The sequence below is a fragment of the Streptomyces sp. NPDC025784 genome, from assembly GCF_055558435.1.
Genome location: NZ_JBVHMN010000015.1, coordinates 183,470 through 204,701, shown reverse-complemented (window position 1 = coordinate 204,701; position 21,232 = coordinate 183,470). Strand labels below are relative to the sequence as shown.

Sequence of the window (21,232 nt, the reverse complement as noted above, 5' to 3'; positions counted from 1 at the left end):
CATCTGGCCATGGTCCCAGGGGCCCGCGCACCCGCATCCCCGCCGACTCACGGCCCCGCCTGCCGGCCGGTCATCGCGGGGATGCGGCGGAGCCCGGCCACCGCGCTCCCGCGGTGGCCGGGGCGTGCCTCCCTAGCGCACCAGGCAGGGACGCTTCGGGTCGAAGTGCCAGTCGGGGACGAGGTAGCGCATGCCGACGGCGTCGTCGCGGGCGCCCAGGGCCTTCTCCCGGTAGAGCTCGTGGGCCGCGAGCAGTCGGTCCATGTCGAGGCGGACGCCCAGGCCGGGGGCGTCGGGGACGGTGATCTGGCCGTCGACGATGCGCGGCGGCTCGACGGTGAGCCGTTCCAGGCCCTCCTGCCAGATCCAGTGCGTGTCGAGCGCGTTGTACGCGCCCGGCGCAGCCGCTCCGCAGTGCGTGACCATGGCGAGCGAGATGTCGAAGTGGTTGTTCGAGTGGCATCCCCAGGTCAGGCCCATGGCGTTGCACAGCTGGGCCACCCGGACCGAGCCCTGCATGGTCCAGAAGTGCGGGTCGGCCAGCGGAATGGAGACGGACTGGAGGGCCAGGGCGTGTGTCAGCTGCCGCCAGTCGGTGGCGATCATGTTGGTCGCGGTCGGCAGCCCGGTGGCCCGGCGGAACTCGGCGAGGATCTCGCGCCCGGAATAGCCTCCCTCGGCCCCGCAGGGGTCCTCCGCGTAGGCGAGCGTGCCGACCAGTGGCGCGCACAGCTCGACGGCCTCGCGCAGCGACCACGCGCCGTTGGGGTCCAGCGTGATCCGGGCCTCGGGGAAGCGGTCCTTGAGGGCCCGCACGGCCTTGACCTCCTCGGCGCCCTCCAGGACACCGCCCTTGAGCTTGAAGTCCCGGAAGCCGTACAGGTCGTACGCGGTCTCGGCCTGCCGGACGATCGCCTCGGGGGTCAGGGCCTCCTCGTGCCGGACGCGGTACCAGTCCACCTCGGAAGAGGGCTCGCGGACGTAGTCCAGATCGGTGCGGCCCGGGTCGCCGACGTAGAAGAGGTAGCCAAGGACCCGTACGGAGTCGCGCTGCTGCCCGTCGCCGAGCAGTGCCGCGACCGGCACGTCCAGGTGCTGGCCCAGCAGGTCGAGCAGCGCCGACTCGACGGCGGTGACCGCGTGCACGGTGGTGCGCAGATCGAAGGTCTGGGCGCCGCGCCCGCCGGCGTCGCGGTCCGCGAAGCGGTTCCCGATCTCCCGCAGGACGCGCTTGTAGTCGCCCACCCCGGCCCCGACGACGAGCGGCGCGGCATCGCGCAGCGTCTGTGTGATCTTCTCGCCGCCGGGCACCTCGCCGAGACCCGTACGGCCCTCGGAGTCCTTGAGGACGACCACGTTGCGGGTGAAGTAGGGGCCGTGGGCGCCCGACAGGTTCAGCTCCATGCAGTCCCGGCCGGCGACGGGATAGACGGAGAACTCGGTGACGGTCGGCTGCTGGCTCGTTCTCATCGGAATCCTTGCATACGGGGTGATACGGGCTGAGGGGTCATGAGGGAGAGGTCAGAGGCTGAGTACGTCCAGGGCCCACTCGACGGCCAGGACACCGCCGAGGCCGAGCACCGCGAGCACCGTCGTGTAGGTGGTCCGGACCTTGATCGCGTCGATGACGGACAGGTTGAAGTACTCCTTGAACAGCCAGAAGCCGGGATCGTTGACGTGGGAGAAGGCGATCGAACCGCAGGAGACGGCGAGCACCATCATCTCCGGGTGCGTCCCGCTTCCGGCCAGCAGCGGCAGCACCACGCCGGAGGCCGTGACCACGGCGACCGTGGCCGAGCCGAGCGCGATGCGCAGGATGACCGCGATCAGCCAGGCGAGGACGATCGGCGAGATCGACCAGTGTGCGGTGGCGTCCTTGATGTAGTCGGATATCCCGCCTTCGACGAGCACGTTCTTGAAGGCGCCGCCCGCACCGATGACCAGGAGGATCATCGCCATGGCCTTCGCGGCCGAGGTGCACGAGGCGCTCACCTCGTCGAGACTGCGGCCGATCCGCGGTCCGAACGCCCACACGGCGAGGAGCAGGGTCAGCAGGAGGGCGATCGGCGCCGAGCCGACGAACACGACGAAGTGCAGGAAGGGCGTCTCGGCGGAGGTCGCGAGGTCGGTCACCGCGGCACCGGCGATCAGGACGACGGGGAACAGGGCCACGGACAGCGACCAGCCGAGGCCGGGCATCTCCTGGTCGGTGAACTCACGCTCACTGACCAGGCCCTGCGGGATCGCCGGGTCCATCGCCCGGACGAACGGCAGGCGCGGCCAGACGAGCGAGACGAGGGCGCCGGCCGGTACGGCGATGAACAGGCCGTAGAACAGGGTCAGCCCGATCGACGCGTGGAAGGTGGAGGCCACCGCGGTGGGACCGGGGTGCGGCGGCAGGAAGCTGTGCATGGTGGACAGCGCGATCGACATCGGCAGCCCGACCCAGAGCAGCTTCGCCCCGGTGACCCTCACCAGCGTGAACGCGATCGGCACGATGATGATGAACGCGACCTCGTAGAACATGGTCACGCCGATCAGCATCGAGGTGACCACCATGGCCACCTGGACCCAGCGCGGGCCGAACGCGTCCAGAAGCCGGCCGGCGATGCGCTGTGCGGCGCCGGAGTCGCCCATGACGCGGCCGACCATGGCGCCGAGCCCGATGGTGAGCATCGTGTCGCCGATCTGGCCCCCGATGCCCTCCGACAGGACGTCCGGGATCTTCTCCAGCGGGATGCCGCGGACGACGCCGACACCGACGGCCACGAGGAGGAGGGCGGCGAAGCCGTTCAGTCGCAGCTTCGTCATCAGGAGCAGCAGAATCAGCACGCTGATTCCGACTACGAGCAGAGGCATGAGGTCAGTTCCCCTTTGAACTGTGGGTCGGGCTGCCGGGCACATCTGGGGGCGGTCCGGGTCCCGTCCGGGCCGCGCGCGGTCACCGGGCCGGTCGGCGCACCGCTTTGACGAGATGGAGACCGGCGTCGAGGATCCGCTCCAGCTCGGCGAGGTCGGCCGGGCCGGGGTCGGTGAGCGGCGCGCGCACGGCACCGACCGGGAGGCCGCGCAGCCGGGCGGCGGCCTTGACGAGTGACACGGCGTACCCGGGCACGCGGTCGCGCAGTTCGACGAGCGGGATGTAGAAGTCGCGCAGCAGCTTGGTGAGGGTCGTCTCGTCGCCGTCCCGCAGAGCGGAGAAGAAGGCACCCGCGATCTCCGGTGCGAAGGCGTGCACCGCGGACGAGTAGGCGGGGACGCCGACGGTGGCGTACGCCCGGGCCTGGATCTCGGCGGTGGCCGCGCCGTTGAAGAAGAGGAAGCCGTCGGGGGCGGCGAGCGTCAGCCGCTGCAGCCGGTCGAGGTCGCAGTGCCCGTCCTTCAGGCCGATGACCGTCGGGATCCCGGCGATCCGGCGCAGGCCCTCGGGGGTGAAGGCGACCGGGCCGCGCTGGTACGCGATGAGCGGCAGCCGGGTGCCGGCGGCGATCCGGCGCAACTGCTCGACCAGGCCGTCCTGCGGGGCCTCGACCAGGTAGTGCGGGAGCACGAGCACGGCGTCCGCGCCCGCCTCCTCGGCGATCTTGGCGAACCGCCGTGCCTGGGCCCACCCGTAGCCGATGCCGGCGACCACGGGAAGCCGGCCGTCGGCGACCTCGACGGTGATCCCGACGACCCTGCGGTACTCGTCCTCGTCCAGCGCGCTGAACTCACCGGTCCCGCAGGCGGGGAACACCGCGCCCGGGCCGGCGGCCAACTGGCCCGTCAGATAGGCCCGGTACGCCTCCGGGTCGAGGTCGCCGTCCTCCCGGAAGCTCGTGAGCGGGAAGGACAGCACGCCGCCCGCCATGCCGTCCCGCAGTCGCTGCGCCACGGCTTCGGCCTCCACGCTGAACCCTGTCATCTCTCATCCTCATATGCAGATGGCGTCCATGTATGAGAATGGAGGCTAGGTTCGTGAATCGCGAAGGTCAATGGGTGCGGCGACGCGGATTTACGATGGGGCCCATGCCGGAGAGCTCAGGGGTCCGCGGGGTGAAGTCGGCGGCCCGTACGGTCGCGTTGCTGGAACTGCTGGCCGACCGCGGCGACCACCCCTCACGCCTGGACGAGCTGGCCGAGGAACTGGGTGTGCCGCGCAGCAGCATGTACCAGCTGCTCAGGACACTCGTCGACTGCGGCTGGGTGCGCACGGACACCACCGGATCCCTCTACGGCATCGGCATCCGGGCCCTGCTCACGGGCACCAGCTATCTGGACAGCGACCGCCGCGTGCGGATGGTCCGTCCCTACCTCGACGAGGCCTCGGAGGCCCTCGGAGAAACCATCCACATGGCGCGGCTCGACGGCTCCGACGTCGTCTACCTCGCGACCCGCGAGTCCCACGAGTACCCGCGCACCATCAGCCGCGTCGGCCGGCGGATCCCCGCCCACGCGGGCGCCCTCGGCAAGGCGCTCCTCGCCGAACGCCCCGACGACGCGCTCCCCTTGCCCGCCGGACCGCTGGCGGCCCTCACCGAGAACACCCGCACGGAGCGCACCGCGCTGCTCGCCGATCTCGCGGCGGTACGCGAGCGCGGCCACTCCGTCGACCGGGAGGAGACCGTCCCCGGCATCGCGGGCTTCGGCTTCGCCCTGCGCTACGACACCCCGGCCGTCGACGCCGTCAGCTGCTCGGTCCCCCTGGACCGGCTGACCGCGGACCACGAGGTCCTCGTCGTCTCCGTCATGGGGGAGATCCGCTCGAAGATCGAAGCGCTGCTGCCGCCCGCTTCGGGGGCTCCGGACTGGCGGTGACCGGGCCGCTGCGGGCCCGGTCACCGATCGGCGCGCTCCCGGCGGGCGGCGGATCGTGCGTCAGCGTGCGGAGGCCGCCCCGGACGTGCCGGGACGCGAGCCGTACGCCGTCATGAAGCGGTCGCGGAAGGTGTCCATGCGCCACTCCGGGGCGTTCTTCGCCGGCTTGAGGCCGTCCGTCCAGCCCCAGTCGGATATCCGGTCCAGGACCTTGGGGTCGTGCGCGACGATGGTGACGGGCACGTCGCGGCTCGAACTGCCGGCCGTGACGGTGGGGACGGGCTGGTGGTCGCCGAGGAAGACCAGCACGGTGTTCTTGTCGCCGTACCGCTCCACGTACTCGATGAGGCTGTGCAGCGAGTACTCGATGGCGTGCCGGTACTCGGTGCGCACGCTCTCGGGGTTCTTCCAGACCTCCTTGGGGTCTTTGCCCTCCTTCTTGATCTGCTCGAAGACCGATCCGTCACCGAGGTCGTTCCAGTCGATCATGTGGGCCACCGGAGCCCAGGGGTTGTGGCTCGACGCCAGGATGATCTCGGCCATCATCGGCTTGCGGTCCTTCTTGCCGTGCTCCAGGCGCTCGAAGGCCTCCAGGCTGAACTGGTCCGGTACGGGCGTCCAGCTGAAGTACGGGCCGTGGTAGCCGAGATGCTCGGAGTCGTAGATGTGGTCGAGGCCGAAGAACTTGCCCTCGGGCCAGGCGCGGCGGACACCCGGCACGATGCCGACCGTGCGCCAGGCCCCGGACTTCTGGAAGTAGCTCGTCAGGGTGTGCCGGTCACTGGTGGTCAGACTCCGGTAGCGCTGCTGGTTCTTGATCCACAGGCCGGACAGGAAGGTGGAGTGCGCGAGCCAGCTCCCGGCGCCCGTGACCGGCGAACGGAGCCAGGCGCTGCGCGAGGCGAACCCGGCGGCCTTCAGCGACTTCGTCCCCTCGGACAGCACCGAGCCGACCTGGTCGGCCATCGCGGGGTCGTCGATCGCCGTGCGGCCGTAGCTCTCGATGAACGTGAACAGGACGTCCTTGCCCCGCAGTCCCGTCAGCAGCTGGTCGGGCGGTGTGTCGGCGAACGCGTCGACGGACGCCTGCTCGGCGAACACCTTCCCGTCGCGCAGGCCCGCCCGCACCTGGTGCACGCGGTTCTTCACCAGCTCCGCGTTGATCTGCGACGCCACGGGTACGTCGGTGAACTGCACGCCGACCGTCACGCAGGTGATCCACGCGGTACCGAGGACGAGCACGGTGCGCGTGGCGACGGGGCGGTGACGCGCCATGAGATCGCTCAGCCGCACGACGGCGAGGGTCATGAGGGCGAGCAGGACGACGACGAGCGCGAGGACCGCGATCACGGCGACCACCTCGCCGGTCTTCCCGAAGGACTCCTTGACCCACTCGGCGGCGTCGTCGAACAGGATCCAGTCCAGGACGAGGTCGAAGGGCCTCGCCAGCACCGAGTAGAAGCCCATGTCGACGAACTTCAGGATGGTCACCAGGCCGAGAACCAGCCCGATCACGACCGCCGCGATCCGCCGGGGCCGCGGTGGCAGCACCAGCAGCAGACCGGCGAGCAGGACTCCCTCCACGGGGATCCGCAGGAAGGCACTGGGCGCGAGGCGGTCGAGCTGGTTCGGCACGAGCAGGGCGAAGAGCACCAGGACTCCGGCCAGGGCCGTGGTGCCGACGGTCACGGCACGGGCCGCCCGCGGATACTTGATCCGCCAGCCCCACCAGCCCCGCCGCCCTGACGGGCCGTCGACCTGCGCGAGGGAGGTGTCGGCCTGCCCGGCGGAGGCGCCGGCCGCGCGCGCCTTCGGCTCCTCTTCGTCGGGCGCTGCGGGTGCCTCGGGCTCGTCGCCGGTGAAGGTGTCCGTGTCCGGCTTCGAGTCGGTCGGTGCGTCGGTCCCCGGCCTCGTGTCCGCCTCCGGCCTCGTGTCCGGCTCCGGTGCCGTGTCCCGCTCCGATGTGCCGTCCGCGTACTTCTCGGTGGCGGTGTCCGCGTCCGCACCGGCGTCCGCGCCCGAGCCGGGCGTCCCGTCCGCGTCCGCGGCCACGCCGCGCGTCCCGTCCGCGCGCGCACCGGCGTCCGCGCCCGAGCCGGAAGCCCCGTCCGCGTCCGCGCGCGCCGCGACCTCCGAATCCGGTTCCGGTTCCGGTTCCGGCCGTTGCGGCAGCTGACGAGTGCGCGTGGAGTGCGACACGCCGAAGGTCCTTCCGTGCGAAGCCCGGCATCGACGCGGCAGACCGGGCTCGGGGCAGATCAGGGGCCGCGATCATGCGTACGTCCGGGGTTCACCTGGTGTTCAACCGGAAGGTCAATGCCGTGCAAAGACTCCGACGCGAGGTCAGTGGGCCGCCTCCACCGCGACCGACCGGGCCCAGCGGTAGTCCGCCTTGCCGCTGGGGGAGCGCTGGATGGTGTCCGCGAGCACGAGCTGCCGGGGGATCTTGTAGCCCGCCAGGCGGGTGCGGCAGTGCGTCTGGATGTCCTCCAGGGACGGCCGCGGCGCGCCCTCGCGGAGCTGGACGACGGCGGCCACGTGGTTGCCCCACTTCTCGTCGGGGACGCCGGCGACCAGGGCGTCGTACACGTCCGGATGCGACTTGAGCGCCTGCTCGACCTCCTCCGGATAGACCTTCTCGCCACCGGTGTTGATGCACTGCGAGCCGCGCCCGAGGACGGTGACGATGCCCTCCTCGTCGACCGTGGCCATGTCGCCGAGCAGCACCCAGCGCTCGTCGCCGCGCTGGAAGAAGGTCTCGGCGGTCTTCTTGGGGTCGTTGTAGTAGCCGAGAGGCACATGTCCGCGCTGGGCGATGCGGCCCGGCTCGCCGACGGCGACCGGTTCGTGCGTGACCGGGTCCACCACCTGCGTACGGGCGTTGACCTGTACGCGGAAGCCGCGCCGCGGGCCCGAGTCCGCCGTGGCGGTGCCGTTGAAGCCGGATTCCGAGGAGCCGAAGTTGTTGAGGAGCATCACGTTCGGGACGAGCGCCTGGAACTGTTCGCGCACCGTGTCCGACATGATCGCGCCGGAGGAGGAGACACTGAACAGGGCTGAGCAGTCGGTGTCCTTCATGGGCCCGCTCAGCGCGTCGACGAGCGGCCGCAGCATCGCGTCGCCGACCAGCGACATGCTGGTGACCCGCTCCTTCTCGACGGTCCGCAGGACTTCCTCGGGCGCGTACTTGCGGTGGAGCACGACGCGCTGGCCGAAGTTGAAGCCGATGAACGCGGTGAGCGTCGACGTCCCGTGCATCAGCGGGGGAGTGGGGAAGAAGGTGATCCCCTCACCTCCGGCCGCGACCCGCTCGGCGAGTTCCTCCGGCCTCTTGACCGGCTCGCCCGTCGGGGCGCCGCCGCCGAGCCCGGCGAAGAACAGGTCCTCCTGCCGCCACATCACGCCCTTGGGCATGCCGGTGGTGCCGCCGGTGTAGATGATGAACTGGTCGTCCGCCGAGCGCGCCGGGAAGCCCCGGCCGGGGGAGCCCGCGGCCTCGGCGTCGTCGAACGCCACCGCGTCGAGCGTGGCCGCCCCGGGCGCCGGGTCCCCCACGCGCACGAGGTGCCGCAGTGCCGGGGCGTGCGGCAGGGCGGCCGCCACCCGGTCGGTGAACTCCGCGTCGAAGACCAGGGCCGTCAGGTCGGCGTCCTGGTAGAGGTAGGCCAACTCCTCTTCCACATAACGGTAGTTGACGTTGACGGGGACGATCCGCGCCTTCAGACAGCCGAGCACGGTCTGGATGTACTCGACGCCGTTGTAGAGGTGGAGGCCGAGGTGCTCGCCGGGGCGTACCCCGCTGTCGGCGAGGTGGTGGGCGATCCGGTTCGCCGCCTCGTCCAGCCGCGCGTAGGTCAGCCGGCGCTCCGCGCCCGTGCCCGGGTGGTCGACGTAGACGAGCGCCTCACGGTCCGGGACCACGTCGACGACCGACTCGAACAGGTCGGCAAGGTTGTACTCCACCGCTCCTCCTGACCCCGAACGTCCGCGGCTGCCCTCGGCTCGACGGTCATCAGAGCAAAGCCCGACCCAACTGTGAAGGGTCCCGGCGAAGAAATCTGACTGTCTGTCAGAAAACTCTTGTACTGACTCCGCGCCTCCTGCAACCTGTTCTCGTTCCTGAGACGGGAGGACGGCAATGGGTGGGACGGAACACCTCACCGTGCAGCGCGAAGGCGCCACACTGGTGCTCACGCTCAACAGGCCCGAGGCCAAGAACGCGCTCTCGCTGCCGATGCTGGTCGGCCTGTACGACGGCTGGCTCGAGGCCGACGCGGACGACGCGATCCGCTCGGTCGTGCTCACCGGGGCGGGCGGCGCCTTCTGCGCCGGGATGGACCTCAAGGCGCTGGCGGGCAGGGGGATGGAGGGCCAGGAGTACCGGGACCGGCTCAAGGCCGACCCGGATCTGCACTGGAAGGCGATGCTGCGTCACCACCGTCCCCGCAAGCCGGTGATCGCCGCCGTCGAAGGACACTGCGTCGCGGGCGGCACGGAGATCCTCCAGGGCACCGACATCCGCGTCGCGGGGGAGTCCGCGAGCTTCGGCCTCTTCGAGGTCAGGCGCGGGCTGTTCCCGATCGGCGGCTCGACGGTCCGGCTGCAACGCCAGATCCCGCGCACGCACGCCCTGGAGATGCTGCTCACCGGCCGCGCCTACCCGGCGCGCGAGGCGGCCGCCATCGGCCTGATCGGGCACGTCGTCCCCGACGGCACGGCTCTCGACAAGGCCCTGGAGATCGCCGAGCTCGTCAACGCCTGCGGCCCGCTCGCCGTCGAAGCCGTCAAGGCGTCGGTCTACGAGACCGCCGAGATGACCGAGACCGACGGTCTGGCCGCCGAACTGGGACGCGGCTGGCCGGTGTTCGACACCGCCGACGCCAAGGAGGGCGCCCGCGCCTTCGCCGAGAAACGTCCGCCCGTCTACCGGCGCGCCTGATCCCGCGGCTCCCGTCCGCGCGTCGCCCCCGAGGAACGGCACGGACGGCACGACGGAGCCCCAACTCGGGCCCGAGGCCCGGCACCGGGGCACACCGCCTCGAAGCCCGGGCCCGCCCGGACCCGAACCCCGCACCGGCGCGCCCCGGTCCTCGAAGCCCGTGCCGGGGTCCGCCCGGCACGGGCCCACGCGGCCGGCGCGCCCGACCCCCGAAGGAGACATCCGGGATGCCCGAAGTCCTCAAAGCCCCCCTCGTCGTCGAATTCCCCTTCACCCGCTCGCTCGGCCCCGTGCAGAGTGCCTTCCTCACCGGCCTGCGCGAGCGCGTCGTGCTCGGCGTACGGACCGCCGACGCCCGCACGCTGGTCCCGCCCGTCGAGTACGACCCGGTCACGGCCGAGGAGATCGGCGACCTCGTCGAGGTCGCCCCCACCGGCACGGTCACCACCTGGGCCTGGAACCACGAGCCCCGCCGTGGCCAGCCCCTCGACACCCCCTTCGCCTGGGTGCTGGTCAGGCTCGACGGCGCCGACACCGCCCTGCTGCACGCCCTCGACGCCCCGGGCCCCGACGCCGTACGCACCGGCATGCGCGTCCGTGTCCGCTGGGCCGCCGAACGCTCCGGTGCCATCACCGACATCGCCTGCTTCGAACCGTACGACGGCAGTGCCTCGGGTGAGGAACCCGCCGCCCACAGTGGCGAGTTCGCGGACAAGGTGACCGGCATCGTCGCCCAGGCGCGCCTCGACTACGTCTACTCTCCCGGCCGGGCCCAGACCGGTTACATCCACGCCCTGTCCGGCCGGCGGACCGTCGGCGAACGATGCCCGTCGTGCCGCAAGGTCTACGTGCCGCCCCGCGGAGCGTGCCCCACCTGCGGAGTCGCCACCTCCGAGCAGGTCGAGGTGGGCCCCCGCGGCACCGTGACCACGTACTGCATCGTCAACATCAAGGCCAGGAACCTCGACATCGAAGTGCCCTACGTCTACGCGCACATCGCCCTCGACGGCGCCGACCTCGCCCTGCACGGCCGCATCGGCGGCATCCCGTACGACCAGGTGCGCATGGGCCTGCGCGTGGAGCCGGTGTGGACGCCGGGCGCCCGACACCCCGACCACTACCGGCCCACCGGCGAACCGGACGCGGACTACGAGACGTACAAGGAGCTGTTGTAGATGCGGCCCATCAGGGACATCGCCGTCGTCGCGTTCGCCCAGACCGACCATCGGCGCACCAGCGACGAGCTCTCCGAGGTGGAGATGCTCCTTCCGGTCCTGCACCAGGTGCTCGACGCGACGGGCCTGAAAGCCGGCGACATCGGCTTCACCTGCTCCGGATCCTCCGACTACCTAGCGGGCCGCGCGTTCTCCTTCACCATGGCGCTCGACGGGGTCGGCGCCTGGCCCCCCATCTCCGAGTCGCACGTCGAGATGGACGGCGCCTGGGCCCTCTACGAGGCGTGGACCAAACTCCTCACCGGCGACGCCGACACCGCGCTCGTCTACGGGTACGGCAAGTCGTCCCCCGGCTCCGTGCGGGACGTCCTCACCCGGCAGCTCGATCCGTACTACCTGGCCCCGCTGTGGCCCGACTCCGTGGCTCTCGCCGCCCTCCAGGCGCAGGCGCTCATCGACGCGGGCGAGACCGACGAGCCCGCGCTCGCCGGGATCGCCGCCCGCAGCCGCGCCTCGGCCACCGCCAACCCCCACGCCCAGCTGCGCGGTCCGGTGGACCACGGCGACCACCTCGTACGACCCCTGCGCACCGGCGACTGCCCGCCGATCGGCGACGGGGCCGCCGCGGTGATTCTCGCGGCCGGGCAACGCGCCCGAGACCTGTGCGAGCGTCCCGCCTGGATCCGGGGCATCGACCACCGCATCGAGGCGCACGGCCTCGGCGTCCGCGATCTGACCGACTCACCGTCCACGCGGCTGGCCGCCGAGCGGGCCGGCGTGTTCGAACGGCCCGTCGACACCGCCGAACTGCACGCCCCCTTCACCTCCCAGGAGGTGGTCCTGCGCAAGGCGCTGCGCCTCGACGACAGCGTCGACGTCAACCCGTCGGGGGGCGCGCTCGCCGCCAACCCGGTGATGGCGGCCGGACTCGTCCGCATCGGCGAGGCAGCCGCCCGTATCCACCGCGGCGCTTCCGACCGGGCACTCGCCCACGCCACCTCAGGTCCCTGCCTCCAGCAGAACCTGGTCGCCGTACTCGAAGGGGACGCCCGATGAGCAAGGAGCCCGTGGCCGTCGTAGGCATCGGCCAGACCAAGCACGTGGCGGCCCGCAGGGACGTGTCCATCGCCGGCCTGGTCCGCGAGGCCGCCCGGCGGGCACTCGACGACGCCGCACTGACGTGGGCCGACATCGACGCCGTCGTCATCGGCAAGGCCCCCGACTTCTTCGAGGGCGTCATGATGCCGGAGCTCTACCTCGCCGACGCGCTCGGCGCGGTCGGCAAACCCATGCTCCGGGTGCACACCGCCGGCTCCGTCGGCGGGTCGACGGCCCTGGTCGCCACCAACCTCGTCGCGGGACGCGTCCACGGCACCGTCCTGACCCTCGCCTTCGAAAAACAGTCCGAGTCCAACGCGATGTGGGGCCTGTCCCTGCCCATCCCCTTCCAGCAGCCGCTGCTGGCCGGGGCGGGCGGCTTCTTCGCCCCGCACGTGCGCGCCTACATGCGGCGCACCGGCGCCCCCGACACCGTCGGCTCCCTCGTCGCCTACAAGGATCGCCGCAACGCGCTCAAGAACCCCTACGCCCACCTCCACGAACACGACATCACCCTGGAGAAGGTCCAGGCCTCGCCCATGCTGTGGGACCCGATCCGCTACTCGGAGACGTGCCCCTCCTCCGACGGCGCGTGCGCGATGATCCTCACCGACCGGGCGGGCGCGGCACGCTCCCCGAAGCCGCCCGCGTGGGTGCACGGCGGCGCGATGCGCAGCGAACCCACCCTCTTCGCGGGCAAGGACTTCGTCTCGCCGCAGGCCGGCAAGGACTGTGCGGCGGACGTCTACCGGCAGGCGGGCATCGCGGATCCACGCCGCGACATCGACGCCGTGGAGATGTACGTGCCGTTCTCCTGGTACGAGCCCATGTGGCTGGAGAACCTCGGTTTCGCCGAGGAGGGCGAGGGCTGGAAGCTCACCGAGTCCGGGGTGACCGAACTCGACGGGGACCTGCCCGTCAACATGTCGGGCGGCGTCCTCTCCACCAATCCGATCGGCGCCTCCGGCATGATCCGGTTCGCCGAGGCCGCCCTCCAGGTGCGCGGACAGGCCGGAGAACACCAGGTCGACGGCGCTCGCAGGGCCCTCGGGCACGCCTACGGGGGCGGTTCCCAGTTCTTCTCCATGTGGCTGGTCGGCTCCGCACCGCCCACCTCCTGAATCCGTCCCCCTCACGTGGCCTGTCCGCCGCCCGGACCGATCGCTAGGCTGGCGGCGGACGACGAACCGGGAGGAGCACGGACGTGGCCGAAAGCACCATCGAGCAGCACCCGCTCGCGGGCTGGGACAAGCCGGAACTGGACCTCAGCAACGCCGAGTGGCAGTCCAGCAGCCGAGGGCGGGGAGACGTCCAGATCGCCTTTGTCGAGGGCTTCATCGCGATGCGCAACAGTGGCCGCCCGCAGAGCCCCTCGTTGATCTTCACGCCCGCGGAGTGGGGAGCGTTCGTTTCGGGAGCGCGCGAGGGGGAGTTCGACCTGACGTGAGCCGGCGCGTCACCCCGAGGTGACGCGCCCGAAGGTGAATCCTTCTCCTTTTTCCGGACACTCGACCCACGACCCCTTCCTGGGGAACGGGCCTGCGTCAGGCTGGCCCCAGGAAGATCGGAAGTCTGTGCCGGAGGCGAGGATTCCATGAGTACCCTGCCGGTCATCGCGGCGGTCGACGGGTCGGACGACAGTCTGCGCGCCCTGGAAATGGCCTTCACCGCGGCCAGGACCCGCGAGGCACCCCTGCGCGTGGTCCACGTGCGGCAGTACGCGCCCTGGGGGCAGCCCGACGTGCTGGTCGCCGGCCCGCCGGACCCCGCCGACGACCCGGTGCTCGGCCAGGTGAGCGCCCACCTGGCCGACCGGACCGGCCCGCCCGTCCCGAAGTACGTGGCCCTGGAGGGCGCCCCGGCCGCCGTGCTGCCCGAACTCGGCGCCGACGCCCAGCTGTTGGTGCTCGGCTCGCGGGGCAGGGGAGGCTTCGCGAGCCTGTTGCTCGGCTCCACCTCCATGGCCGTCGCCGCCGACGCGGCATGCCCCGTCGTCGTGGTGCCGCGCCCCGGACGCGAGGTGCCCGACGCGCCCGCCGCCGAACCCGGGCCGCGTGTCGTCGTCGGCCTCCACGTCGACGGTCCCGACGAGGCCACCCTCGCCTTCGCGTTCGAGGAGGCCGGCCTGAGCGGGGCCCGTGTCCAGGTGATCGCCGCCTATCCCTGGCCGGTTCAGATCTGGTCCGCGCCCGGCGACTTCGTGCCCTCCGCTCCCGGACAGGACGTCATCGAGGGCGAGACCCGCACACTGGCCGACGGCTTCGTCGCCCCGCACCGGAAACGGCACCCGGGCGTCCAGGTCGAGCTGACCGTGGCGCCGGGCGACGCGGCCGGTCGCCTCGTCGCCGCCTCCAAGGACGCGGACCTCGTCGTGGTGGGCCGGCACCGGCGCCGGCTGCTCGCACCCGCAAGGATGATGGGCTCGGTCACCCGGGCCGTCCTGCTGCACGCCGCGAGCCCGGTGGCGGTGGTGCCGCCGAGCGGGGCCGACGAGGGCTGAGGCCGCGCCGGTGACGCGGCCCACGGCGCCGCCGAGGTCCCGGCGTCGGCGACCGGGCCGGGTACCCGGCGACGGTGTCGCCACCGGGCCCGGACGACCGCAGGTGCTAATGGATTCCAGTAGACCTATCATTAGCGCCATGGACGACTCGATCAGCGGCGACGCACGCCTCGCCCTCGACCTCGCCCTGACCGTGCGGCACGACGGCAACGGCGGAGTCGTGGACGACCTGGCCGCACCCGCCGGGCTCACCGCCTGGGTCAGGGACCACCCCGGGCTGCTGCCGGACACCCCGACGTACGTGGCCGACGACCGCGCGCTGAGCGAGGTGCGCGAGCTGCGCGCGGCGGTACGGGCGCTGTTCGCTCGCGCCGTACGCCCCGGCGAGCCCAGCCCCGCGGACGCCGCCCGCCTGCTGCCCGTGCCCGAGGCGGTCGAGCGGCTCAACACGGCCGCCGCCCGCGTCCCGACCGTCCCCGTCCTGTCCTGGGCCGACGGCGCCGACCCCGTCGTACGACAGGAGTCCCCGGACGGCCGGACGGAGCTCACCGCGACGCTCGCCCACGCCGCCCTCGCCTTCCTCGCGGGCCCCGAGCGGCAGCGGCTGCGTGCCTGCCACGCGCCGCGCTGCGTGCGGTACTTCATCAAGGAGCACCCGCGACAGGAGTGGTGCAAACCGTCCTGCGGCAACCGCGCACGGGTCGCCCGCCACCACGCGCGACACCGCGCGAGCGCCTGAAGAACGACCCCTCGGTGCCGGAACGGGCGCCGGTCACCGGATGTTGTCCCGCGTCCGTGGTCAGTCCTGCTCCAACGACCCCATCGGAGAAGATCCGGGCGTACGCTGAGGTGCCTGAACGTCACGGTGCGCACCCGCTCCCCGCGCCGGCTGCATCACCGTGGCAGGGGGTGGATCATGACGCAGCGCGCCGTCCGCAGCCGACGGACCATGTTCGAGCGCGAGAACGAACTCGCCGCCGTGGAAGAGGCGTTGAGCGAGCTCACCGGCCTGCGCAGGGACGGAGGTGAGCCGCCGGACCGCCCGCGCGGCGCACTGCTCGCCTTCGCCGGACGGGCCGGGATCGGCAAGACCACCCTCCTCGCGGAAGTACGCCGTCGCGCCGCCGCCAAGGGATGCACGGTGCTGTCCGCGCGCGGCGGCGAACAGGAACAGCACGTCGCCTTCCACGTGGCCCGCCAGCTCCTCCAGCCCCAGCTCGCCGGAGCCGCCGAGTCCGAACTCCGCAGCTCGCTGGGGAGTTGGTACGCGATCGTCGGACCGGCGCTCGGCCTGTGCGCGCCCTCCGCGGGGGCCCCGCCCGACCAGCAGGGCCTGCGCGACGGACTCGACTGGGTGCTCACCCACCTCGCGGTGCAGCGCGCCCCGATGGTCCTCGTCCTCGACGACGCGCACTGGGCCGACGCGGAATCGCTGAGCTGGCTCGCCGCCTTCGCGCCCCGCGCCGAACAGCTCCCGCTGCTCCTCGTCGTCGGCTACCGTCCCGACGAACTCCCCGACCACGCCGAGGCGTTCAGAGGTCTGCCCGGCCGCGCCGGCCAGCGCCCCCTCGGCCTCGAACCGCTCAGCGCCGCGGCCGTCGCCCGCCTCGTGCGCGAGGACCTCGGCGCCCAGGCCGACGACGCCTTCTGCCGCGAGTGCTGGGCCGTCACCGCGGGCAACCCCTTCGAGGCGGTCGAACTGACCGCGAAGGTCCGCGACCGCGGACTGACCCCGACCGAGGACGGCGCACACCTGCTGCGCGACCTCGCCGCCGCCGTCAAGGGCAGCGGCCTCATCGCCCGCCTCGAACGCCTCGGCACCTCCACCGTCCGCTTCGCCTGGGCCTGCGCCGTACTCGGCACCGAGATCCACCCCACGCTCGCCGCCGCCGTCGCCGGACTCGGCCCCGAGGAGGCCGCCGACGCCGCGGACGCCCTGCGCGGCGCCCGCATCCTCACCGGCGCACTGAACGCCGCGGGCACGCTCGAATTCGTCCACCCCCTCATCGCCACCGCCGTCTACCGCGCCATCCCCGGCGGTGTCCGCGTCGCCCTGCACGGCCAGGCCGCCTGGTGCATCGTCGACGAGGGACTCGGCCCGTCGGCCGCCGCCCGCCACCTCATGGAGACCCACCCCGACGGAGACACCTGGATCGTCCAGCAGCTGCGCGCCGCCGCCCGCGAGACCCAACGCGCCGGAGCCCCTGACGCAGCCCGCCGCTACCTCGCCCGCGCCCTGCGCGAACCGCCGCCCTTCGAGGACCGGGCCGCCGTCCTGTACGAACTGGGCTGCGCCTCCCTGCTCACCGAACCGGCGACCACCGTCAACCATCTGCGCGCCGCACTCGAAGAACCCATCGCCGACCCCGAGCTGCGCCACAACACCGTCTACCGCCTCTCCCAGGTCCTCGCCCACAGCGACCGCCTCGCCGAGGCCTCGGCGACCCTCGCCCACGAGATCCGCCAGACGGGTGACGCCCGGGTACGCCTGCGCATGCAGTCCGAGCAGTTCATGTGGGACGCGTTCCGCGCCGACGAACCCGACTCGCCCGCCCGCTCCCGCCGCCTGGCCCGCCTCGCCGACCGGCTCACCGGACGCGACCTCACCGAGCGGTACGTGATCGGCCTGCGCGCCTGGGACGCCACCCTGCGCGGCGAGCCCGCCCACGTCGCCCTCCACCACGCCGAACGCGCCCTGGCCGGCGGATTCGGCTGGGCCGAGGCCGACCGCGGTTTCGAGGTGCCCGTCCTGGTCGCCCTCACCTTCATGTATGCCGACCGCCCGGGCCGCACCGAGGAACTCTTCGCCACCGGGATCGCCGACTTCGAGGCCCAGGGCTGGCACGGCGCCCACCTCTCCTTCGGCTACACCCTGCTCGCCTACCTGCGCTACCGCCGGGGCCGCCTCGCCGAGGCCGAGGACTTCGTGCGGGCGGGCCTGCGCCTCGCCGAACGGGTCGGGCCCGGCGTTCCGGCGCTCTGGTATGCCGTGGGCGTCCTCATCGAGGTCCTGCTGGCCCGCGGCCGGGTCGCCGAGGCCGCGCGCACCGCCGACGAGCACGCCTTCGGCGCGCCGTTCCCCGCCGCCGTCGTCTTCCCCGACGCCCAGACCGTGCACGGCGAACTGCTCCTCGCCCGCGGCCTCACCGAGGAGGCGTCCGCCGAGCTGGCCTCCGCCGGGCGCCGCCTCGACCCGCGCGGCATGCGCAACCCCGCCTGGTGCCCCTGGCAGCTCCACCTCGCCCGGGCCGAGAGCCACGACGCACCGGAACGCGCCGTCGCCACGGCACTCGAAGCGGTGAACCGTGCCCGCCAGTACGGAGCGCCCTCCGGGATCGGCCAGGCGCTGCGCGCCGCCGCCGACGTCTCCACCGGTTCGCACCGGGTGAAACTCCTCGAAGAGGCCGTCTGCCACCTGGAACGCTCACCGGCCGCCTACGAACTGGCCTGCGCCCTGGTCGCGCTCGGCACCGAACTGCGGCGCGCCGGGCGCCCCAAGGAAGCCGCCGAACACCTCTACCGAGGCCTCGACGCCGCGGTCCAGTGCGGGGCCGACGGCCTCGTCGAGGAGGCCCGCGACGAACTCACCGCCGCCGGACTGCGCCCGCGCCGCCTGCACGGCACCGAGACGGACACGCTCACGGCCCGCGAGCGGGCCGCCGCCGCGCTCACCGTACGGGGCCGGACCACGGCGCAGATCGCCGCGGAACTGCGCACCGAGGAGCCCACCGTCGTACGCCTGCTGTCGGCCGTCTACCGCAAGGTCGGCACGGACCCGACGGGGCTCCCCGCGGCCCTGGGAGAAGCGGCGGAACGCTGACCCGGACGGGCGACCCGGCGATCCGGACGGCCGTCGGCGTGCCCCGGCCGACGGCCGCCCCGTGACCGGCGGCGACACCGCTGCCCACACCCCGGGGCCGGGCCCCTTCGCACCGGTTCGCGCCGGGCGCCCCCGAGCCCCGACACACGCCCGTGCACGTACCATTGCGGCATGTCCTTCCTCCGCCGCCGCAGCGCCACGCCCGCCGGGCCCGACTTCGACGTTCTGGCCATGGACCCGGGCGACTGGCCGGGCAACCTCGGCGCGGGCCTGCTGCCCGCCCCCGACGGCAGCTGCCAGGGCGTCTTCCTGCGCTACGACCTGTTCGGCGGCCGCGGTCCCGCGATGATCATCGGCAATCTGCCGGAGGGCTCCCCGGCCCGCGACGTCGCCGAGGACGAGGTCCCCTTCGAGGTGGCCCAGCTGCTCCTCGCCCTGGAGAACGACGAAGAGGTCACCGTCACCGGAACCGAGGACATGCCGGTGATGCAGGGCGACAACCTGATGATCGTGCGGCGCCTGAAGCTCTCCGAGACGCGCATCTCATGCGTCCAGTTCGACCGCAACGACAACGTCCTGGTGACCATCGCCGCCTGGGACCGCCCCATCACGGACGACCTGTACGCCCTCCTGAAGCCGCTGCCGGCGGAGCTGTTCCAGCAGGGCTGACCGCCGGGAGTGCGGCGCCCGGACGAGCGACCGTGACCCCCGACCCATGGGCGGCCGGGCCCGCGCCAGGCGGGCCCGGCCGCTCGTCTCACGAGTGCGACGGGAGCACGGTCACGTCCGCGGCCCGGACGAACGCCACCCGGTGCCCGAACTGGATCTCGTAGTACATGTCCGAGCCGATCACGACCTTGTGCGGAGCCGTGTCGAAGGTCGGCGAGTAGAAGTACTCGCCCGGCACCTTGTCGCCCACCGCGTACCGCTGGCCCTGGAGCAGCTTGTACGGCAGCGGCGACACCGCCTGGACGGGCACGCCCGCCGGGTACGCCTCCTTCTCCGGGTAGGCACGCCCGTAGACCGGGATCTCCGCCTGGCCGGCCTTGGGCGTGACGACCAGCCCGGACGCGTTCACCGCCGTCGGCTGCCTCGCCGGGTTCTTGAACCAGGCCTTCTGCCCCAGGTACCAGATCGCCGTCCAGTCGCCGTCGCGTTCCGCGAGCGCGTACTGCTGGCCGGTGGACACGCGGGAGGCGACGTCGTTCACGTCGATGGTCGAGTCGGCGCCGCTCGGGTTCAGGCCGATGTCCTTGACCAGCGGCGCGTTCTCGTCCGGCTGTGTGTGCAGCCGCACCTCACCGGAGCCGTGCGCCGCGCAGGGCTCTCCCTTGGTCACGCAGCCCGTGTACTCCGGCCGGTTCTCGTCGAAGTCCGGCAGGATGGTCACCAGCCCGCCGCCCTGCTTCACGGTCCGGTGGAAGGAGCGCCCGAGCAGGGTGAAGTAGTGCTGCCAGTCCCAGTACGGGCCCGGGTCCGTGTGCATCCCCGGGATGGTGGAGGTCGTCGGGCCCGGCACGTTCTCGTGCCCGAGGATGTGCTGCCGGTCCAGCGGAACGGAGTACTTCTTCGCCAGGTACTTCACCAGCCGCGCCGAGGCACGGTACATCTCCTCCGTGTACCAGGCGTCCGGCGAGGCGAGGAAGCCCTCGTGCTCCAGGCCGATCGACTTGGCGTTGATGTACCAGTTGCCCGCGTGCCAGGCCACGTCCTTGGCCTTCACATGCTGGGCGATGTGACCGTCGGTCGAACGCAGGGTGTAGTTCCACGACACGTACGTGGGGTCCTGCACCAGGTTCAGGACACCGTCCCAGGTGCCTTCGGTGTCATGGACGACGATGTACTTGATGCTCTGCGCCCCCGGCCGGTCACCGAGGTCGTGGTTGCCGTAGTCGCCGTCCCCGAACTCCGCGTACGGAGCGGGGATCCATTCGCAGGACACCTCCGCGGGACACTCCGTGCCCTCGGCGGAGGCCGTCCGCAGTCCGGCCCGCCGCAGCGTCGCCGTGTCGGGGCTGAGCGCCGGCTGGGCGGCGAGCGCCACGCGCTGACCGGAGTCCGTGGTGCGCTGCGCGCCCTCGCGCATCACCTCGTAGACGTCCTGTGCGTACGTCGCCGCCGTCGAGCTGTCGTCCGCGCCCGAGAAGCGCGCGACAGCGCCGTACCAGTCGGCCGCGTCGGAGCTGAGCGGCTCGCCGAGGTCCCGCTGTGCCGCGGCGAGGAGCGCGGCACCGCCCTCCACGTTCGCCGCCGCGTCCGTCCGCAGCGCCTCGGGCGGCAGACCGGTCAGCTCGGCCGCCTTCGTCAACGTCTTCAGACGATCCGGGAGTTCGGAACTCTCCGGCATCTTGGCGGTGGGGATGCGGGCCGGGCGAGAGCTGTCGCCGCGGGCGTCCTCCGTCCCGTCGCTGTGGTGCGGTGCCCCCGCGATCGCCGTCCTGGCGTCGGTCAGGTGCATCGGGCCGTAGCCGCCGGTGACACTCGGGGCACCGTCGTGCCCGTCCCAGCGGGACTGGAGATAGGACACGGCGAGCAGCACGCTCTGCGGCACGTGGTACTCCGCGGCCGCGGCCGCGAAGGCCCGCTGGAGTCGCGCCGAGGACTCCGCCTCGGCCTGGCCGGACGGGGCGGCACCGAGCAGCGGCAGCAGCAGCGCCGCGGAGGCGACGGCGCCCGCCGTCCTGCGCGTGCGTCTGCGCCCGTTGGGGGCCTGGGGATCGGTGGCGGACCTGGGCAATGCAGCCTCCTGGGACGGTCGGGCGCGGTGGGGCGTGCGGGGCCGAACTGCGTCAGTGCTACCGGCTCTCCGACGATCCGTCAATCATGCCCAGTGGCAGGCGATTTCCCATGTCAGCGCACGTGGTGAAGGTTTTCGTGGCGGCGGTGACGCGGCCTGCACGGCG

Annotated in this window: 16 protein-coding genes; 10 read left to right on the top strand and 6 right to left on the bottom strand. The window is 72.4% G+C overall.

What is annotated here, in order from left to right; translation table 11 throughout:
- Positions 1 to 132 precede the first annotated feature (132 nt).
- The 3 genes from ACZ4IF_RS30410 to ACZ4IF_RS30400 form a co-directional block, all read right to left on the bottom strand.
- Entirely contained in the window at positions 133 to 1,470 is a 1,338-nt protein-coding gene (locus tag ACZ4IF_RS30410; RefSeq protein WP_467568463.1) for an enolase C-terminal domain-like protein, read from the bottom strand.
- Positions 1,471 to 1,521: 51 nt separating this feature from the next.
- The gene (locus ACZ4IF_RS30405) at positions 1,522 to 2,859 is read right to left on the bottom strand and encodes a gluconate:H+ symporter (RefSeq protein WP_467568461.1); all 1,338 of its coding nucleotides are present in this window, start codon (positions 2,857 to 2,859) and stop codon (positions 1,522 to 1,524) included.
- Positions 2,860 to 2,941: 82 nt separating this feature from the next.
- Positions 2,942 to 3,904: a 5-dehydro-4-deoxyglucarate dehydratase gene (locus ACZ4IF_RS30400; protein WP_467568459.1), complete on the bottom strand. Its 963-nt coding sequence runs from the start codon at positions 3,902 to 3,904 to the stop codon at positions 2,942 to 2,944.
- 104 nt (positions 3,905 to 4,008) lie between these two features.
- Between ACZ4IF_RS30400 and ACZ4IF_RS30395 the strand changes: the two genes are divergently transcribed.
- Complete coding sequence (locus ACZ4IF_RS30395) at positions 4,009 to 4,797, top strand: IclR family transcriptional regulator (RefSeq protein ID WP_467568457.1); 789 nt, start codon at positions 4,009 to 4,011, stop codon at positions 4,795 to 4,797.
- A 60-nt stretch (positions 4,798 to 4,857) separates the two neighbouring features.
- Here the strand turns inward: ACZ4IF_RS30395 and ACZ4IF_RS30390 are convergent, their stop codons facing one another.
- Positions 4,858 to 6,996: a sulfatase gene (locus tag ACZ4IF_RS30390; RefSeq protein ID WP_467568454.1), complete on the bottom strand. Its 2,139-nt coding sequence runs from the start codon at positions 6,994 to 6,996 to the stop codon at positions 4,858 to 4,860.
- A 144-nt stretch (positions 6,997 to 7,140) separates the two neighbouring features.
- Entirely contained in the window at positions 7,141 to 8,760 is a 1,620-nt protein-coding gene (locus ACZ4IF_RS30385; protein WP_467568452.1) for an acyl-CoA synthetase, read from the bottom strand.
- A gap of 175 nt (positions 8,761 to 8,935) precedes the next feature.
- On the opposite strand from ACZ4IF_RS30385, the gene ACZ4IF_RS30380 reads away from it, so the two are divergent.
- The 9 genes from ACZ4IF_RS30380 (at position 8,936) to ACZ4IF_RS30340 (ending at position 18,998) form a co-directional block, all read left to right on the top strand.
- Entirely contained in the window at positions 8,936 to 9,736 is an 801-nt protein-coding gene (locus ACZ4IF_RS30380) for a crotonase/enoyl-CoA hydratase family protein (RefSeq protein WP_359490498.1), read from the top strand.
- A gap of 227 nt (positions 9,737 to 9,963) precedes the next feature.
- Positions 9,964 to 10,911, top strand: a complete 948-nt coding sequence (locus ACZ4IF_RS30375; RefSeq protein ID WP_467568450.1) for a Zn-ribbon domain-containing OB-fold protein — start codon at positions 9,964 to 9,966, stop codon at positions 10,909 to 10,911.
- Positions 10,912 to 11,967 carry a thiolase domain-containing protein gene (locus ACZ4IF_RS30370; RefSeq protein ID WP_359490494.1) on the top strand — a complete coding sequence of 352 codons (1,056 nt, stop codon included), beginning with the start codon at positions 10,912 to 10,914 and terminating at the stop codon, positions 11,965 to 11,967. It abuts the gene before it with no gap.
- Positions 11,964 to 13,130 (top strand): thiolase domain-containing protein, encoded by a 1,167-nt coding sequence (locus ACZ4IF_RS30365; protein WP_467568448.1) that lies wholly within the window; start codon positions 11,964 to 11,966, stop codon positions 13,128 to 13,130. Before ACZ4IF_RS30370 ends, ACZ4IF_RS30365 begins: the two co-directional genes overlap by 4 nt.
- Positions 13,131 to 13,213: 83 nt before the next feature.
- Positions 13,214 to 13,456: a DUF397 domain-containing protein gene (locus ACZ4IF_RS30360; protein WP_028799506.1), complete on the top strand. Its 243-nt coding sequence runs from the start codon at positions 13,214 to 13,216 to the stop codon at positions 13,454 to 13,456.
- Between the two features lie 147 nt (positions 13,457 to 13,603).
- Positions 13,604 to 14,509, top strand: a complete 906-nt coding sequence (locus ACZ4IF_RS30355) for a universal stress protein (RefSeq protein WP_467568446.1) — start codon at positions 13,604 to 13,606, stop codon at positions 14,507 to 14,509.
- A 139-nt stretch (positions 14,510 to 14,648) separates the two neighbouring features.
- A complete protein-coding gene (locus ACZ4IF_RS30350) occupies positions 14,649 to 15,248 on the top strand; it encodes a CGNR zinc finger domain-containing protein (RefSeq protein ID WP_467568444.1) in 600 nt (199 codons plus the stop codon).
- Positions 15,249 to 15,425: 177 nt separating this feature from the next.
- The gene (locus ACZ4IF_RS30345; RefSeq protein ID WP_467568442.1) at positions 15,426 to 18,329 is read left to right on the top strand and encodes an ATP-binding protein; all 2,904 of its coding nucleotides are present in this window, start codon (positions 15,426 to 15,428) and stop codon (positions 18,327 to 18,329) included.
- Between the two features lie 171 nt (positions 18,330 to 18,500).
- Positions 18,501 to 18,998: a hypothetical protein gene (locus ACZ4IF_RS30340; RefSeq protein WP_467568440.1), complete on the top strand. Its 498-nt coding sequence runs from the start codon at positions 18,501 to 18,503 to the stop codon at positions 18,996 to 18,998.
- Positions 18,999 to 19,086: 88 nt separating this feature from the next.
- Here the strand turns inward: ACZ4IF_RS30340 and ACZ4IF_RS30335 are convergent, their stop codons facing one another.
- The gene (locus ACZ4IF_RS30335; protein WP_467568438.1) at positions 19,087 to 21,066 is read right to left on the bottom strand and encodes an N-acetylmuramoyl-L-alanine amidase; all 1,980 of its coding nucleotides are present in this window, start codon (positions 21,064 to 21,066) and stop codon (positions 19,087 to 19,089) included.
- Positions 21,067 to 21,232 lie beyond the last annotated feature (166 nt).

Coding starts and splice junctions, on each gene's coding strand:
- ACZ4IF_RS30355 (WP_467568446.1), top strand. CDS start 13,604: ATGAGTACCCTGCCGGTCATCGCGGCGGTCGACGGGTCGGACGACAGT.
- ACZ4IF_RS30380 (WP_359490498.1), top strand. CDS start 8,936: ATGGGTGGGACGGAACACCTCACCGTGCAGCGCGAAGGCGCCACACTG.
- ACZ4IF_RS30375 (WP_467568450.1), top strand. CDS start 9,964: ATGCCCGAAGTCCTCAAAGCCCCCCTCGTCGTCGAATTCCCCTTCACC.
- ACZ4IF_RS30345 (WP_467568442.1), top strand. CDS start 15,426: ATGACGCAGCGCGCCGTCCGCAGCCGACGGACCATGTTCGAGCGCGAG.
- ACZ4IF_RS30395 (WP_467568457.1), top strand. CDS start 4,009: ATGCCGGAGAGCTCAGGGGTCCGCGGGGTGAAGTCGGCGGCCCGTACG.
- ACZ4IF_RS30370 (WP_359490494.1), top strand. CDS start 10,912: ATGCGGCCCATCAGGGACATCGCCGTCGTCGCGTTCGCCCAGACCGAC.
- ACZ4IF_RS30405 (WP_467568461.1), bottom strand. CDS start 2,859: ATGCCTCTGCTCGTAGTCGGAATCAGCGTGCTGATTCTGCTGCTCCTG.
- ACZ4IF_RS30340 (WP_467568440.1), top strand. CDS start 18,501: ATGTCCTTCCTCCGCCGCCGCAGCGCCACGCCCGCCGGGCCCGACTTC.
- ACZ4IF_RS30400 (WP_467568459.1), bottom strand. CDS start 3,904: ATGACAGGGTTCAGCGTGGAGGCCGAAGCCGTGGCGCAGCGACTGCGG.
- ACZ4IF_RS30365 (WP_467568448.1), top strand. CDS start 11,964: ATGAGCAAGGAGCCCGTGGCCGTCGTAGGCATCGGCCAGACCAAGCAC.
- ACZ4IF_RS30350 (WP_467568444.1), top strand. CDS start 14,649: ATGGACGACTCGATCAGCGGCGACGCACGCCTCGCCCTCGACCTCGCC.
- ACZ4IF_RS30410 (WP_467568463.1), bottom strand. CDS start 1,470: ATGAGAACGAGCCAGCAGCCGACCGTCACCGAGTTCTCCGTCTATCCC.